This window comes from Pseudomonas sp. GW823-FHT04A03 (assembly GCF_058796615.1).
This window is the reverse complement of record NZ_JBXAIV010000005.1, coordinates 43,065-56,013: the sequence shown is the minus strand read 5'-3', so window position 1 is coordinate 56,013 and position 12,949 is coordinate 43,065. Positions and strand designations below refer to the sequence as shown.

Sequence of the window (12,949 nt, the reverse complement as noted above, 5' to 3'; positions counted from 1 at the left end):
TTCGGCGGGCCCGGCGCTAGAATAGCGGGACCGTTGACGACAAAGGGACAAGGTTATCATGCGTACGTTAAATCGCTTGCTGCTGGTCAGTCTGATTGCTGTCTCACCGCTGGCCGCGATCGCGGCGGATGATGCGCCATCGTCGGAGCCGGAAGTTACCATTAGCACGCACACGGAAGGCGACAAGGTCATTCAGGAATACAGCCGGAGTGGATTCGTGTATGCGATCAAGGTCACACCGAAGGGCGGCAAGCCCTATTTCCTGGTGCGCGCCGATGGTTCGGACGTGAACTACATCCGGTCCGACCAGCCGGATATGCTGATTCCGTCGTGGGAAATCTTTACCTGGAAGTAAGTTTCCTGACTTTTAATCGGCGCCGTTTGATGGCGGCGCCAGAACTGAGCAGTTTTTAACCATGTCTGTGTTTACCCCCCTGGCTCGGCCCGAGCTGGAAACCTTTCTCGCCCCTTACGGGCTCGGCCGTCTGCTCGATTTCCAGGGGATCGCCGCCGGTAGCGAAAACACCAACTTCTTTATCAGCATGGAAAAGGGCGAGTTCGTCCTGACCCTGGTCGAGCGCGGTCCGGTGCAGGAAATGCCATTCTTCATCGACCTGCTCGACGTGTTGCACGAAGCCGATCTGCCGGTGCCTTACGCGCTGCGCACCACTGATGGCGTGGCCCTGCGTGAGCTGAAAGGCAAACCGGCACTGCTGCAACCGCGCCTGGCCGGCAAGCACATCAAGCAGGCCAACGCCCAGCATTGCGCGCAGGTCGGTGAGTTGCAGGCGCACCTACACCTGGCGACCCAGGGCGACAACATGATCAAGCGCAAGACCGATCGTGGCCTGGACTGGATGCTGGAAGAGGGCACGCAGTTTCTTTCGCACCTGAGCGACGAGCCGCGCGCTCTGCTGCAAGCCGCGCTGGACGAAATCACCCAACAGAAAGAGAAAATTCTCGCGCTGCCACGGGCGAACATCCACGCCGACCTGTTCCGCGACAATGCGATGTTCGAAGGCACGCACCTGACCGGGCTGATCGACTTCTACAACGCCTGCTCCGGCCCGATGCTCTATGACGTGGCGATTGCCCTGAACGACTGGTGTTCCGATGACGACGGCCTGATCGACGGCCCTCGGGCGCGGGCGTTCCTTGGTGCCTACGCGGCACTGCGTCCGTTCACGGCGGCCGAGGCTGAACTTTGGCCGACCATGCTGCGGGTGGCGTGCGTGCGGTTCTGGCTGTCGCGGTTGATCGCGGCGGAATCGTTCGCCGGGCAGGACGTGCTGATCCACGATCCGAAAGAGTTCGAGCAGCGTCTGGCCCAACGTCAGACGGTCAGCACACCGCTACCTTTCGCCCTGTAAAAGAAAAAACCGCAGCCTGTGCAGGCTGCGGTTTTTTTGTATCAGAGCGATTCCAGGCATCCCGCCAGATCATTCCCCAGCTTCTCCAGCACTTGCTCATAACCCTGAGCCGTCGCAGGCGTGTAGCCGCCCAACGCATCCAGTTCCGCCAGCTTCACCGGCAGGCCCGCCACCAGGGTCTCGGCCAGACGTGGACGCAGCGGCGGCTCACTGAACACGCAGGTCTTGCCGACTTCCTGCAAACGCGTGCGCATTGCCGCCACATGCTGGGCGCCGGGCTGTACTTCTGCCGCAACGCTGAACACGCCGGTGTGTTTCAAGCCGTAGGCATCTTCGAAGTAGTCGAAGGCTTCGTGGAAGACGAAGTAGGGTTTGCCTTCAATACTGGCCAGACGTTTCTTCAAGCGCTGATCCAGTGCATCCAGACGCTCATCGAACGCCTTGGCGTTGCTCTGATAGCGCTCGGCATTGGCCGGGTCGGCGGCACTCAGGTCCGCAGCCATCTTGTCGGCAATAACCCGCGCGTTCACTGGCGATAGCCACAAATGCGCATCGAGGCTGCCCGGGCGATGGTCGTGATCGTGTTCGTCGGCTTCTTCAGCGTGGGAATGACTGTCTGCGGCGAAGCGGCGCAACTTCATGCCCGGCAGGTCCTGCACGGCAACGCTCGGCAGCGTACGACCGTTCAGCACGCGAGGCAGGAAACCTTCCATGTCCGGGCCGATCCAGTACAGCAGGTCCACCGATTGCACCTTGCGTACATCGGACGGACGCAACGCGTAGTTATGCGGCGAAGCCCCCGGCGGCAGCAGCACTTCCGGAATCGCCACGCCGTCCTGCACCGCAGCGGCAATCAGTTGCAGGGGCTTGATGCTGGTGAGGACTCTGACCTCGGCCTGAGCCGGACCGATCAGCAGAAAACCGGTGATGAATACGACAAAAACAGAAAAAAGTCGGGACACGATGACCACTCAATGAGGCGAGAACGGGTAACATAATAACGTCTCTAACCAAACTCGTCGCCGCTCATGCCTATTACACCGATTGCCAGCCGTCCCCACGACCACTCGCACTGCGTTCACAGCGCGCTGTCCGAGGCCGATGCCCTGTGTGCACAAAAAGGCTTGCGCCTGACCGCGTTGCGCCGGCGGGTGTTGGAACTGGTCTGGCAGAGTCACAAGCCGCTGGGTGCCTACGACATTCTGGCGGTGCTCAGCGAGCAGGACGGCCGCCGTGCCGCGCCGCCAACCGTGTATCGGGCGCTGGATTTCCTTTTGGAAAACGGTCTGGTGCACCGCATCTCTTCGCTCAACGCCTTCGTCGGCTGCGTTCACCCGAAACATTCGCACCAGGGCCAGTTCCTGATCTGCCGCGAATGCCATGCCGCCATCGAACTTGAGCAAAAAACCATCAGCGACGCCATCGTCCACAGCGCCAAGGACGTCGGCTTCATCGTCGAGGCCCAGACCGTCGAAGTGGTCGGCCTCTGCTCCGGTTGCCGGGGGGCTTGATGAGCGATGCGCTGATCCGTCTGGAGCAGGTGGCGGTCCGGTTTGCCGGGCAGAACGTGCTGGACAACATTCACCTGAGCGTCGAACCGGGGCAGATCGTCACCCTGATCGGCCCCAACGGCGCCGGCAAGACCACGCTGGTGCGCGCCGTGCTCGGGCTGCTGAAACCTGACAGCGGCAGCGTCTGGCGCAAGCCGAAACTGCGCGTCGGCTACATGCCGCAAAAACTTCACGTCGACCCGACCTTGCCGTTGTCGGTGCTGCGCTTCCTGCGGCTGGTGCCGGGCGTCGATCGCCCGCGTGCGCTGGCGGCGCTCAAGGAAGTCGGTGCCGAGCACGTCATCGACAGCCCGGTGCAAAGCGTTTCCGGCGGTGAAATGCAGCGCGTGCTGCTGGCCCGTGCCTTGTTGCGCGAGCCGGAACTGCTGGTGCTCGACGAGCCGGTGCAAGGCGTCGATGTCGCCGGGCAAGCCGAGCTGTACAGCCTGATCACCCGTCTCCGTGACCGTCACGGCTGCGGCGTGCTGATGGTGTCCCACGATCTGCATCTGGTGATGAGCACCACCGATCAGGTGGTGTGCCTCAACCGTCACGTTTGCTGCTCCGGGCATCCCGAGCAAGTCAGTGGCGATCCGGCCTTCGTCGAGCTGTTCGGCAACAATGCGCCGAGCCTGGCGATCTATCACCACCATCATGACCACGCCCACGACCTGCACGGTTCGGTGGTCAAAGGGCCCCTGTCGGCTCAACCTCACGTTCACGGAGATAGCTGCAAGCATGGCTGATTTTCTGTTCTACGCCCTGCTTGCAGGTCTGGCGCTGGCGGTGGTCGCGGGGCCGCTGGGCTCGTTCGTGGTCTGGCGGCGCATGGCCTATTTCGGCGATACGCTGTCCCACGCCGCACTGCTCGGCGTAGCCCTGGGCTTTCTGCTGGATGTCAGCCCGACCGTCGCGGTCACGGTCGGCTGCCTGCTGCTGGCGGTGTTGCTGGTGACCTTGCAACAGCGTCAGCCACTGGCGTCTGACACGCTGTTGGGCATTCTTGCGCCGAGCACGCTCTCTCTCGGGCTGGTGGTACTAAGCTTCATGCATGAAGTGCGGATCGACCTGATGGCCTATCTGTTCGGCGACCTGCTGGCGATCAGCCCGACCGATCTGGCGTGGATCCTCGGCGGCAGCGCGGCGGTGCTGGTGCTGCTGGTGACACTGTGGCGGCCGTTGCTGGCGATCACCGTGCACGAAGAACTGGCCAAAGTCGAAGGCCTGCCGGTGGCCGGTCTGCGCATGGCGCTGATGCTGTTGATCGCAGTGGTGATCGCAGTGGCGATGAAAATCGTCGGTGTGTTGCTGATTACTTCGCTGTTGATCATCCCGGCGGCTGCGGCACAACGTCACGCCCGTTCGCCGGAGCAGATGGCACTGGGCGCGAGCGTGCTGGGCATGCTCGCCGTGTGTGGCGGGCTGGCGCTGTCCTGGTTCAAGGACACCCCGGCCGGCCCGTCAATCGTTGTGACGGCGGCCGCACTGTTTCTGCTGAGTTTTGTTCTGCCCCGTCGAGGGGTGTAGACTTGCTCGTTTTTTGCGCAAATAGAGAGTCGCAGGAATGAAGCCGTTCGCCTCCCGTTATCTGCTCCTTGTGGCCTTTTCAGTGCTGCTGGGCGCCTGCCAAAGCACGCCGCCGGTGGCCGAAGTCCCCGATGCGCGGGCCACGGCCATCGCACAGCTGGAGCAAAGCCTGGCCAGCAGCGAACTGGCCACTGCCGAAGACCAACTGGCAGCCTTGCAGGCCGAAACACCCAACGATCAATCCCTTGAGCAATACCAGCGTCAGTTGGCCGAGGCTTATCTGCGTCGCAGCCAGATCGTTCTGCAGAAGGGCGATGTGAATGCGGCCGCAACCGCGCTGGCCCGTGCCCGCGTGCTGATGCCCAAGGCCCCGGCGCTGACCGGTGGCGTCAATGGCGCGATCACTGAAGCGCGCAAGGCCGAACTGGAGAAAGCCGAAGCAGCACTCCAGGCCGCTGAAGCCAAGCCCAAAGCCAAGGTGATCGATCCGACCGCCGAGAGCACCACGGTCGCGCTGAACATCACCGATAGCCGCAAACTTCGCCGCCAACTGGATGCGATCGCCGCCGATGTGGTGAATTACGACTGTGCGGTGAGCATCCAGGCCCCGCGCACCAATGATTACCCGTGGCTGGCGACGTTGATCACGAAGCGCGTGAAGAAGCTCGATCCGGATTTCGATCTGAAGATCGAGAAACAGATTCTGCGCACGGTGCCGGCGCAGATGGTTCTGAGCCCGCGCAAACCCTGAATTGACCGCAGCCTGCTTTTAGCAGGCTGCGGTTTTTTTCAGGCCGGAATCGCCTTGGCCTTCGCCTCACGATCCCAGACCCGATGCTGCCCGATCGCCGCAAAGAACGGCTGGGTCAACGCCTTCACATCCTTGCCCTCGATCAACCCCGCGTCCGCCTCCAGCTTCAGCACATCCAGCAACTGTTTGGCCTCGCCATGCAGCGCAATCGCCTTCAGGTGTTTGTACGCCTCCAGCAGGTAATGCAACGCCACGCCGTCACCGCTCAACGCCTTGACCGACGCCGCGCCACCCGGCACGAACACCGCGTCGAACGCCACCGAAGGCAAACCTTCCATCGACGCATCCACCGCCAGGCTTTTGCCATCGGCAGTCTTCACTGGCGCCGAGGTCGGGCCGAGCAGTTTGGCGTGCGCACCTTCTGCCGCCAGTGCCTTCTTCATAGCATCAATCGCCGCACCATCGACGCCGTTGGCCGCAAGGATGGCGACTTTTCGCGTCTTGATGTTCTCCGGCAACAGGTTGGCCTGACTCAGCGATGGCGAGTGATCCAGTGATGTTTTCGGCACGTCGACCGTGCCTTTGGCCGGTGCCGGCAAGCCAAGGTTCTGCGCCACGCGCTTGGCCAGTTCCAGATCGATGTTGGCCAGGATCTCGTTCACCTGCCGCGCCCGAATGTGCTCGCGTTCAACCTTGCCCAGTTCGAAGCTGTAGGCCGAGATGATGTGTTCCTGCTCGTGCTTGCTCATGCTCTTGAAGAACAGCCGCGCCTGGGAGAAGTGGTCGCTGAACGACTCGCTGCGCTGACGGATCTTGTTGGCGTCGATACGCTCCGGGTAGCTCTCGAACCCGCCGTCCTGCGCGGCCGGCGGAGTTTCTTTGGGCCAGCCGCCATCGATGGAATTCGGTTCGTAAGACGCGCGGCCCTTGTCGATCACCGTACGGTGCTGTGCATCGCGCTGTCCGTTGTGGAACGGTGCGACCGGGCGGTTGATCGGCAGCTCATGAAAGTTCGGCCCGCCGAGTCGGCTGATCTGCGTGTCGGTGTAGGAAAACAGCCGGCCTTGCAGCAGCGGGTCATTGGAGAAGTCGATCCCGGGCACGATATGGCCGGGGCAGAACGCAACCTGTTCGGTCTCGGCGAAGAAGTTGTCCGGATTGCGGTTGAGGGTCATCTTGCCCAACGGCGTGATCGGAACAATTTCCTCGGGAATCAGTTTGGTCGGGTCGAGGATGTCGAAATCGAAGTCGTGCTCGTTTTCCTCTTCGATGACCTGTACGCCGAGTTCCCATTCCGGGTAGTCCCCGGTCTCGATGGCCTCCCAGAGATCGCGCCGATGGTAGTCGGTGTCTTTACCGGCGAGCTTCTGCGCCTCGTCCCACACCAGCGAACAGGTGCCGGCGGTGGGGCGCCAGTGGAATTTGACGAAGCGCGATTTGCCCTCGGCGTTGATCAGCCGGAAGGTATGCACGCCGAAGCCCTGCATGCTGCGCAGGCTTTTCGGGATGGCCCGGTCGGACATGGCCCAGATGACCATGTGCGCCGATTCCGGCACCAGCGACACGAAGTCCCAGAAAGTGTCGTGAGCCGAGCCGCCAGTGGGCATCTCGTTATGCGGCTCGGGTTTTACGGCGTGGACGAAGTCGGGAAACTTGATCGCGTCCTGTATGAAAAATACCGGCATGTTGTTGCCGACCAGATCGAAGTTGCCTTCGTCGGTGAAGAACTTCACGGCAAAACCACGCACGTCGCGCACGGTGTCGCCGGAGCCGCGAGGCCCCTGCACCGTGGAAAAACGCACGAACACCGGGGTTTTCTTCCCCGGATCCTGCAGGAAACCGGCCTTGGTCAGCGCCGAATGGTTCTCGTAGCTCTGAAAGAAACCATGGGCGCCGGTGCCGCGAGCGTGGACGATGCGCTCGGGAATCCGCTCATGGTCAAAGTGCGTGATCTTTTCACGCATGATGAAGTCTTCCAGCAGCGACGGCCCGCGAGCACCGGCCTTGAGGGTGTTCTGGTTGTCCGCGACCTTCACGCCCTGATTGGTGCGCAGGGCCTGGCCGGTGGCGTCGGAGCGAAATTTTTCCAGGCTGTCGAGTTTGGCGTTGGTGTTGGCGCGATCCGGAGTGTCGGTTCCGGCCAGCTCACTTTTGGAAGGGACAGGTTTTTTGCTGCTCATCAGACGTAAACTCCTCGTTTGACCCCGGTGTTGCCGAGGCTCTTGAGTGGTTCCCGGGCACGGCGCCCGGAGTTTCAAGTCGCTTAACTAGTGACTGATGAGGGTTTTGGCCGTTCCTTTTTTATGACCTTTGATCGCGTTATTGCCAAATGAAAGGTTGAATGCGGAATAAATGCTAATAACCTCTATACGGACAGGCTAAAATGCGCGCCCGGCTAACCGCTGATCCTTTTCCAACGCGCCCCACAAGGTTCGCTACGTGATCGAGTTTCAAAACGTCCATAAGACTTACCGCGTCGCCGGTAAGGACATCACCGCGCTGCACCCGACCAGCTTCTCCATCGAGAACGGTCAGGTGTTCGGCCTGATTGGCCATTCCGGTGCGGGAAAAAGTACCCTGCTGCGTCTGATCAATCGCCTGGAGCAATCCAGTGGCGGCAAGATCATCGTCGACGGCGAAGAAGTCACCGCGCTGGACGCCAACGGCCTGCGCCGTTTCCGTCAGCAGGTCGGGATGATCTTCCAGCACTTCAACCTGCTGGCGTCCAAGACTGTGGCCGACAACGTCGCGCTGCCGCTGACCCTGGCCGGTGAACTGTCCCGCGCCGAGATCGACCAGCGTGTGGCCGAGTTGCTGGCGCGGGTCGGTCTGTCCGATCACGCCAAAAAGTACCCGGCCCAGCTGTCCGGCGGTCAGAAGCAGCGCGTCGGCATCGCCCGCGCTCTGGCGACCAAGCCGAAAATCCTGCTGTGCGACGAAGCCACCAGCGCCCTTGACCCGCAGACCACCGCGTCGGTCCTGCAACTGCTGGCCGAGATCAACCGCGAGCTGAAGCTGACCATCGTCCTGATCACCCACGAGATGGATGTGATCCGCCGCGTGTGCGATCAGGTCGGCGTGATGGATGCCGGCGTGATCGTCGAGCAAGGTTCGGTGGCCGATGTGTTCCTGCATCCGAAGCACCCGACCACCAAGCGTTTTGTTCAGGAAAGCGAGCAGATCGACGAAAGCGAGCAGCGCGATGACTTCGCTCACGTGCCGGGCCGCATCGTGCGTCTGACCTTCCAGGGCGAAGCGACCTACGCGCCGTTGCTCGGTACCGTCGCCCGGGAAACCGGTGTGGACTACAGCATCCTGGCCGGTCGTATCGACCGCATCAAAGACATTCCTTACGGGCAATTGACCCTCGCCGTCACCGGTGGCGACATGGAAGCGGCCTTCGCCCGCTTCACCGCCGCTGACGTTCACATGGAGGTGTTGCGCTAATGGAAGACCTGATGAGTTTCTTCACCAATATCGACTGGTACGAAATCTGGCTCGCCACTGGCGACACCATGATGATGCTCGGCGGTTCGCTGTTGTTCACCGTGCTGCTCGGCCTGCCGCTGGGCGTGCTGCTGTTCCTGTGCAGCCCGCGTCAGTTGCTCGAAGCCAAAGGCGTGTACGCGATGCTGTCGCTGGTGGTGAACATCCTGCGTTCGCTGCCGTTCATTATTCTGTTGATCGTGATGATCCCGTTCACCGTGCTGATCACCGGCACCTCGCTGGGCGTGGCCGGTGCGATTCCGCCGCTGGTAGTGGGTGCGACCCCGTTCTTCGCGCGGCTGGTGGAAACCGCCCTGCGTGAAGTCGATCGCGGCATCATCGAAGCGACCCAGTCGATGGGCGCGACCACCCGCCAGATCATCATGAACGCCTTGCTGCCGGAGGCCCGTCCGGGCATCTTCGCAGCGATTACCGTGACGGCGATTACACTGGTTTCCTACACGGCAATGGCTGGTGTAGTTGGCGCCGGTGGCCTGGGTGACCTGGCGATCCGTTTCGGCTATCAGCGTTTCCAGACCGACGTGATGATCGTGACCGTGGTGTTGCTGCTGATTCTGGTGCAAGTGCTGCAAATGGTTGGCGACCGACTGGTCGTGCACTTCTCGCGCAAATAACCGGTTTTGTAATGACATGAGCCGGCCATTCGCTGGCAGGCGCCAGACGGGCGCCGTAAAAAGGAGTTAGCTGAATGAAAAAACTGATCGTTGCCCTGGCTGCCGTTGCAGCGTTCTCGGCCCACGCCGACGAAACCCTGACCGTTGCGGCTACCCCGGTGCCGCACGCGGAAATCCTCGAGTTCGTGAAGCCGGTACTGGCCAAAGAAGGCGTGGATCTGAAGGTCAAGGTCTTCACCGACTACGTTCAGCCGAACGTACAGGTGGCCGAGAAGCGTCTGGACGCCAACTTCTTCCAGCACCAGCCGTACCTCGATGAATTCAACAAGGCCAAGGGCACCAGCCTGGTTTCCGTGACCGGCGTGCATCTGGAGCCGCTGGGCGCCTACTCCAGCAAATTCAAGAAAATCGAAGAGCTGCCAAGCGGCGCCAACGTGGTGATCCCGAACGACGCCACCAACGGCGGCCGTGCGCTGTTGCTGCTGGCCAAGGCCGGCGTGATCACCTTGAAGGATCCGACCAACATCCTGTCGACCGTCAAGGACATCGCCCAGAACCCGAAAGACCTGAAGATCCGTGAACTGGAAGCCGCGACCATTCCGCGCGTGCTGACCCAGGTCGACCTGGCGCTGATCAACACCAACTACGCGCTGGAAGCCAAGCTCGATCCGTCCAAGGATGCGCTGGTCATCGAAGGCAGCGACTCGCCTTACGTGAACATCCTGGTGTCCCGCGCGGACAACAAGGACAGCGACGCCATGAAGAAACTGGCCGCCGCCCTGCACAGCCCGGAAGTGAAGAAATTCATTACCGAGAAGTACAAAGGTGCGGTGTTGCCGGCGTTCTGATCGGGTTTGCTGCAAAAAAAGGGGCGCATTCAATGCGCCCCTTTTTTGTGCTTGAAACACCGTCCCCTGTGGGAGCGAGCTTGCTCGCGAAAACGATGTGTCAGTCAATACAGATGTTGAATGTGCTGGCCTCTTCGCGAGCAAGCTCGCTCCCACATTGAACTGTGGTGATCTTATTTGCGGTTAAGCATTACCGGCAACTGCGCAACCAGCTTGGCGTTGTTCAGCGGCGCCCGAATAAACCCGCGCTGCGTACCATCAGGCCCGATCACCGCCAGGTTCCCACTGTGATCCACCGTGTAATTCGGCTTGCTGGTGTCCGCCGGAATGAACGGAATGCTCACCGCGTTCGCCACCTTCTGCAGCTCATCGATCGACTTCGGCGTCAGGCCGATGAACTGTGGATCGAAGTAGCCCAGGTACTGCTTCAACTGCGCAGGGTTGTCGCGGTTCGGGTCGACGCTGACCAATACGATCTGCAATTTATCCACAGCATCCTTCGGCAGTTCGCTTTTGATCTGGCGCAGCTGGGCGAGGGTGGTGGGGCAGATGTCCGGGCAGAAGGTGTAGCCGAAGAACAGCAGGCTCCACTTGCCCTTGAGCTCGTTGACCGTGACCGGTTGGCCGTCCTGATTGGTCATCGTCACGTCCGGCAGGTTGCGGCTCTGCGGCAGCAGGATGATGCCGGCGTCGATCAGCGCGGTCGGGTCGCCCTGGCCCTTGCCGCTCAGCACTTTGTTGACGGTCAGGCCGAGGATCAGCGCGATCACGGCGACGAGGATGAAGACGGTTTTCTGGGTTCGAGTCATAGGTTCAACAGTAAGTAGTGGTCTACGAGCAGGGCGATGAACAGCAGAAACAAGTACCAGATAGAGTACTTGAAGGTGTTGATCGCCGCGTGCGGCCGAGTGCCACGGTACAGCACCACGGCCCATTGCAGAAACCTGGCGCCCAGACCGAGCGCGCAGATCAGGTACAGCAGGCCGCTCATGTGGATCACATACGGCAGCAGACTGACCGCCAGCAGGGCGAAGGTGTACAGCAGAATGTGCACCTTGGTGTAGTGCTCGCCATGGGTGACCGGCAGCATCGGAATGTCGGCCTTGGCGTATTCCTCTTTGCGGTGGATCGCCAGCGCCCAGAAGTGTGGCGGGGTCCAGGCGAAGATGATCAGCACCAGCAGCAACGGTTCGGCGCTGACGTGGCCGGTCGCGGCGGTCCAGCCGAGCAGCGGCGGGGCAGCGCCGGCAAGGCCGCCGATGACGATGTTCTGCGGCGTCGCGCGTTTGAGGAAACCGGTGTAGATCACCGCGTAGCCGAGCAGCGAAGCCAGGGTCAGCCACGCAGTCAGCGGATTGGTGAAGGTCAGCAACAAGGCCTGGCCGAGCAACGCCAGCACCAGCGCAAACGTCAGCGCCGCCGTGGGCGAAACCCGGCCCTCGGCCAGCGGCCGTTTATGGGTGCGCGCCATGACCGCATCGATGCGCCGGTCCACCACATGATTGACCGCCGCCGCGCCACCGGCACACAGCGCGATCCCCAGATTGCCGAACACCAGCACCGTCCATGGCACGCCTGCGCGGGTCGCGAGAAACATGCCCACCAGCGAGGTGATCAGCATCAGCACCACGACTTTCGGTTTGGTCAGCTCGAGGTAATCACGCCACAGTGCCTGCGCCGGACGTTCGCCGATCAGAATCGCCATGGCGTCTCTCCTTTAATAGTGATGGGCGCCGCTGAGTGTTTGCGCGGGCTCAGGCGCCAGCGCGCGATCATCGGCTGCTTGACCCGAACCAGGCTGGTCCGCGCGTGGTAGTTGACCAGCACCATCGTCAGCAGCAGCGCTGCGCCGCCAGCGTTATGCGCCACGGCCACCGGCAGCGGCAGATGAAACAGCACGTTGCTGATGCCGAGGGTGATCTGCGCGCCGAGGGCGATCAGCACCAGCCCGGCCAGTCGGGTCATACCCACGATTTTCAGTTGCCAGGCCAGGCCGAGCAGGACGACCGTCACCAGCAACGCGCCGATGCGGTGGGTCAGGTGAATCGCCGTGCGTGCATCGCTGTCGAGTTGCCCGCCGAGGTAGTTGGGGCCGATATGTTGGGTCAGGTGAAAGCCGTTGGCGAAATCCGCCGGCGGCAGCCATTGGCCGTGGCAGGTCGGGAAGTCGATGCAGGCCACCGCCGCGTAGTTGGAACTGACCCAGCCACCCAGCGCGATCTGGCCGATCACCAGCAGCAACCCGGCAGTCGCCCAATATTGCAGGCGCTTGGGCACGGTCAGCGCCGGCAGTACGCCGGACAGTCTCAACGTCAGCAGAAACAGCAGGCTCAGGGTCGCAAAGCCACCGAGCAAATGCCCGGTCACCACTTGCGGCCAAAGCTTGAGCGTCACCGTCCACATGCCGAACGCCGCCTGGGCGAACACCACCGCCAACAGAAACAGCGGCAGCTTCAGCGGTTGCCCCGGATGACGACGATTGACCCACGCGCGCCCGGCCAGTACCGAAATCAGCATGCCGAGGGTGCCGGCGAAGTATCGATGGATCATCTCGTTCCAGCCTTTATGCGCTTCCACCGGTGAATCGGGGTAATGCAGTTCGGCATGGGCCAGTTGGGCTTCGCTTTTCGGCACGCTGATGAAGCCGTAGCAGCCCGGCCAGTCCGGACAGCCGAGGCCGGCGTGGGTCAGGCGAGTGTAGGCGCCGAGCAGCACCACGATCAGTGCCAGCAGGGTGGCAAACAGCGCGAGGCGAAATCCAGGTTTGGCCATGACGATGCCC

14 protein-coding genes are annotated in these 12,949 nt (G+C 61.8%); 9 read left to right on the top strand and 5 right to left on the bottom strand.

The window, feature by feature from the left end; genetic code table 11:
• The first annotated feature begins 58 nt into the window (after window positions 1-58).
• Both AC1Q9F_RS15155 and AC1Q9F_RS15150 read left to right on the top strand, forming a co-directional pair.
• Window positions 59-355: a DUF2782 domain-containing protein gene (locus tag AC1Q9F_RS15155; protein ID WP_192562988.1), complete on the top strand. Its 297-nt coding sequence runs from the start codon at window positions 59-61 to the stop codon at window positions 353-355.
• 61 nt (window positions 356-416) lie between these two features.
• Window positions 417-1,370: a homoserine kinase gene (locus AC1Q9F_RS15150; protein ID WP_492620329.1), complete on the top strand. Its 954-nt coding sequence runs from the start codon at window positions 417-419 to the stop codon at window positions 1,368-1,370.
• A gap of 41 nt (window positions 1,371-1,411) precedes the next feature.
• On the opposite strand, the gene AC1Q9F_RS15145 is transcribed toward AC1Q9F_RS15150, so the two are convergent.
• Window positions 1,412-2,341, bottom strand: a complete 930-nt coding sequence (locus tag AC1Q9F_RS15145; RefSeq protein ID WP_492620330.1) for a zinc ABC transporter substrate-binding protein — start codon at window positions 2,339-2,341, stop codon at window positions 1,412-1,414.
• A gap of 57 nt (window positions 2,342-2,398) precedes the next feature.
• Between AC1Q9F_RS15145 and zur the strand changes: the two genes are divergently transcribed.
• Genes zur through AC1Q9F_RS15125 form a run of 4 tightly spaced genes read left to right on the top strand, consistent with a single transcriptional unit; the run spans window position 2,399 to window position 5,198 of the window.
• On the top strand, window positions 2,399-2,881 hold the full coding sequence (gene zur / locus AC1Q9F_RS15140; RefSeq protein WP_011331783.1) for a zinc uptake transcriptional repressor Zur: 483 nt from the start codon (window positions 2,399-2,401) through the stop codon (window positions 2,879-2,881).
• A complete protein-coding gene (znuC, locus tag AC1Q9F_RS15135; protein WP_085690422.1) occupies window positions 2,881-3,666 on the top strand; it encodes a zinc ABC transporter ATP-binding protein ZnuC in 786 nt (261 codons plus the stop codon). The genes zur and znuC overlap by 1 nt, the downstream gene beginning before the upstream one ends.
• Window positions 3,659-4,447 carry a zinc ABC transporter permease subunit ZnuB gene (gene znuB / locus AC1Q9F_RS15130; protein ID WP_007954005.1) on the top strand — a complete coding sequence of 263 codons (789 nt, stop codon included), beginning with the start codon at window positions 3,659-3,661 and terminating at the stop codon, window positions 4,445-4,447. The genes znuC and znuB overlap by 8 nt, the downstream gene beginning before the upstream one ends.
• A 37-nt stretch (window positions 4,448-4,484) precedes the next feature.
• Window positions 4,485-5,198 (top strand): PA5502 family lipoprotein, encoded by a 714-nt coding sequence (locus tag AC1Q9F_RS15125; RefSeq protein WP_011331786.1) that lies wholly within the window; start codon window positions 4,485-4,487, stop codon window positions 5,196-5,198.
• Window positions 5,199-5,236: 38 nt separating this feature from the next.
• Here the strand turns inward: AC1Q9F_RS15125 and katE are convergent, their stop codons facing one another.
• A complete protein-coding gene (katE, locus tag AC1Q9F_RS15120) occupies window positions 5,237-7,378 on the bottom strand; it encodes a catalase HPII (RefSeq protein WP_492620331.1) in 2,142 nt (713 codons plus the stop codon).
• Between the two features lie 259 nt (window positions 7,379-7,637).
• Here katE and AC1Q9F_RS15115 point away from each other — a divergent pair, with 259 nt between their 5' ends.
• The 3 genes from AC1Q9F_RS15115 to AC1Q9F_RS15105 all read left to right on the top strand — a co-directional run bounded on the left by AC1Q9F_RS15115 (window position 7,638) and on the right by AC1Q9F_RS15105 (window position 10,167).
• Entirely contained in the window at window positions 7,638-8,645 is a 1,008-nt protein-coding gene (locus tag AC1Q9F_RS15115; protein WP_007953999.1) for a methionine ABC transporter ATP-binding protein, read from the top strand.
• Window positions 8,645-9,319, top strand: coding sequence for a methionine ABC transporter permease (locus AC1Q9F_RS15110; RefSeq protein WP_433898811.1), 675 nt, complete (start codon window positions 8,645-8,647; stop codon window positions 9,317-9,319). Before AC1Q9F_RS15115 ends, AC1Q9F_RS15110 begins: the two co-directional genes overlap by 1 nt.
• Window positions 9,320-9,393: 74 nt before the next feature.
• The gene (locus tag AC1Q9F_RS15105; RefSeq protein ID WP_007953996.1) at window positions 9,394-10,167 is read left to right on the top strand and encodes a MetQ/NlpA family ABC transporter substrate-binding protein; all 774 of its coding nucleotides are present in this window, start codon (window positions 9,394-9,396) and stop codon (window positions 10,165-10,167) included.
• Window positions 10,168-10,340: 173 nt separating this feature from the next.
• Here the strand turns inward: AC1Q9F_RS15105 and AC1Q9F_RS15100 are convergent, their stop codons facing one another.
• The 3 genes from AC1Q9F_RS15100 to AC1Q9F_RS15090 are packed head-to-tail and all read right to left on the bottom strand — an operon-like array spanning window position 10,341 to window position 12,939.
• Window positions 10,341-10,976, bottom strand: a complete 636-nt coding sequence (locus tag AC1Q9F_RS15100; protein ID WP_007953994.1) for an SCO family protein — start codon at window positions 10,974-10,976, stop codon at window positions 10,341-10,343.
• Window positions 10,973-11,872 carry a heme o synthase gene (gene cyoE / locus AC1Q9F_RS15095; protein ID WP_085606403.1) on the bottom strand — a complete coding sequence of 300 codons (900 nt, stop codon included), beginning with the start codon at window positions 11,870-11,872 and terminating at the stop codon, window positions 10,973-10,975. Before cyoE ends, AC1Q9F_RS15100 begins: the two co-directional genes overlap by 4 nt.
• Window positions 11,860-12,939 (bottom strand): COX15/CtaA family protein, encoded by a 1,080-nt coding sequence (locus tag AC1Q9F_RS15090; protein ID WP_207984539.1) that lies wholly within the window; start codon window positions 12,937-12,939, stop codon window positions 11,860-11,862. The genes cyoE and AC1Q9F_RS15090 overlap by 13 nt, the downstream gene beginning before the upstream one ends.
• Between the last annotated feature and the right edge of the window lie 10 nt (window positions 12,940-12,949).

Excerpts from the sequence above, each read along its gene's own strand:
- AC1Q9F_RS15155 (WP_192562988.1), top strand. The coding sequence starts at position 59 with ATGCGTACGTTAAATCGCTTGCTGCTGGTCAGTCTGATTGCTGTCTCA.
- AC1Q9F_RS15150 (WP_492620329.1), top strand. The coding sequence starts at position 417 with ATGTCTGTGTTTACCCCCCTGGCTCGGCCCGAGCTGGAAACCTTTCTC.
- zur (WP_011331783.1), top strand. The coding sequence starts at position 2,399 with ATGCCTATTACACCGATTGCCAGCCGTCCCCACGACCACTCGCACTGC.
- znuC (WP_085690422.1), top strand. The coding sequence starts at position 2,881 with ATGAGCGATGCGCTGATCCGTCTGGAGCAGGTGGCGGTCCGGTTTGCC.
- znuB (WP_007954005.1), top strand. The coding sequence starts at position 3,659 with ATGGCTGATTTTCTGTTCTACGCCCTGCTTGCAGGTCTGGCGCTGGCG.
- AC1Q9F_RS15125 (WP_011331786.1), top strand. The coding sequence starts at position 4,485 with ATGAAGCCGTTCGCCTCCCGTTATCTGCTCCTTGTGGCCTTTTCAGTG.
- katE (WP_492620331.1), bottom strand. The coding sequence starts at position 7,378 with ATGAGCAGCAAAAAACCTGTCCCTTCCAAAAGTGAGCTGGCCGGAACC.
- AC1Q9F_RS15110 (WP_433898811.1), top strand. The coding sequence starts at position 8,645 with ATGGAAGACCTGATGAGTTTCTTCACCAATATCGACTGGTACGAAATC.
- AC1Q9F_RS15105 (WP_007953996.1), top strand. The coding sequence starts at position 9,394 with ATGAAAAAACTGATCGTTGCCCTGGCTGCCGTTGCAGCGTTCTCGGCC.
- AC1Q9F_RS15100 (WP_007953994.1), bottom strand. The coding sequence starts at position 10,976 with ATGACTCGAACCCAGAAAACCGTCTTCATCCTCGTCGCCGTGATCGCG.
- cyoE (WP_085606403.1), bottom strand. The coding sequence starts at position 11,872 with ATGGCGATTCTGATCGGCGAACGTCCGGCGCAGGCACTGTGGCGTGAT.
- AC1Q9F_RS15090 (WP_207984539.1), bottom strand. The coding sequence starts at position 12,939 with ATGGCCAAACCTGGATTTCGCCTCGCGCTGTTTGCCACCCTGCTGGCA.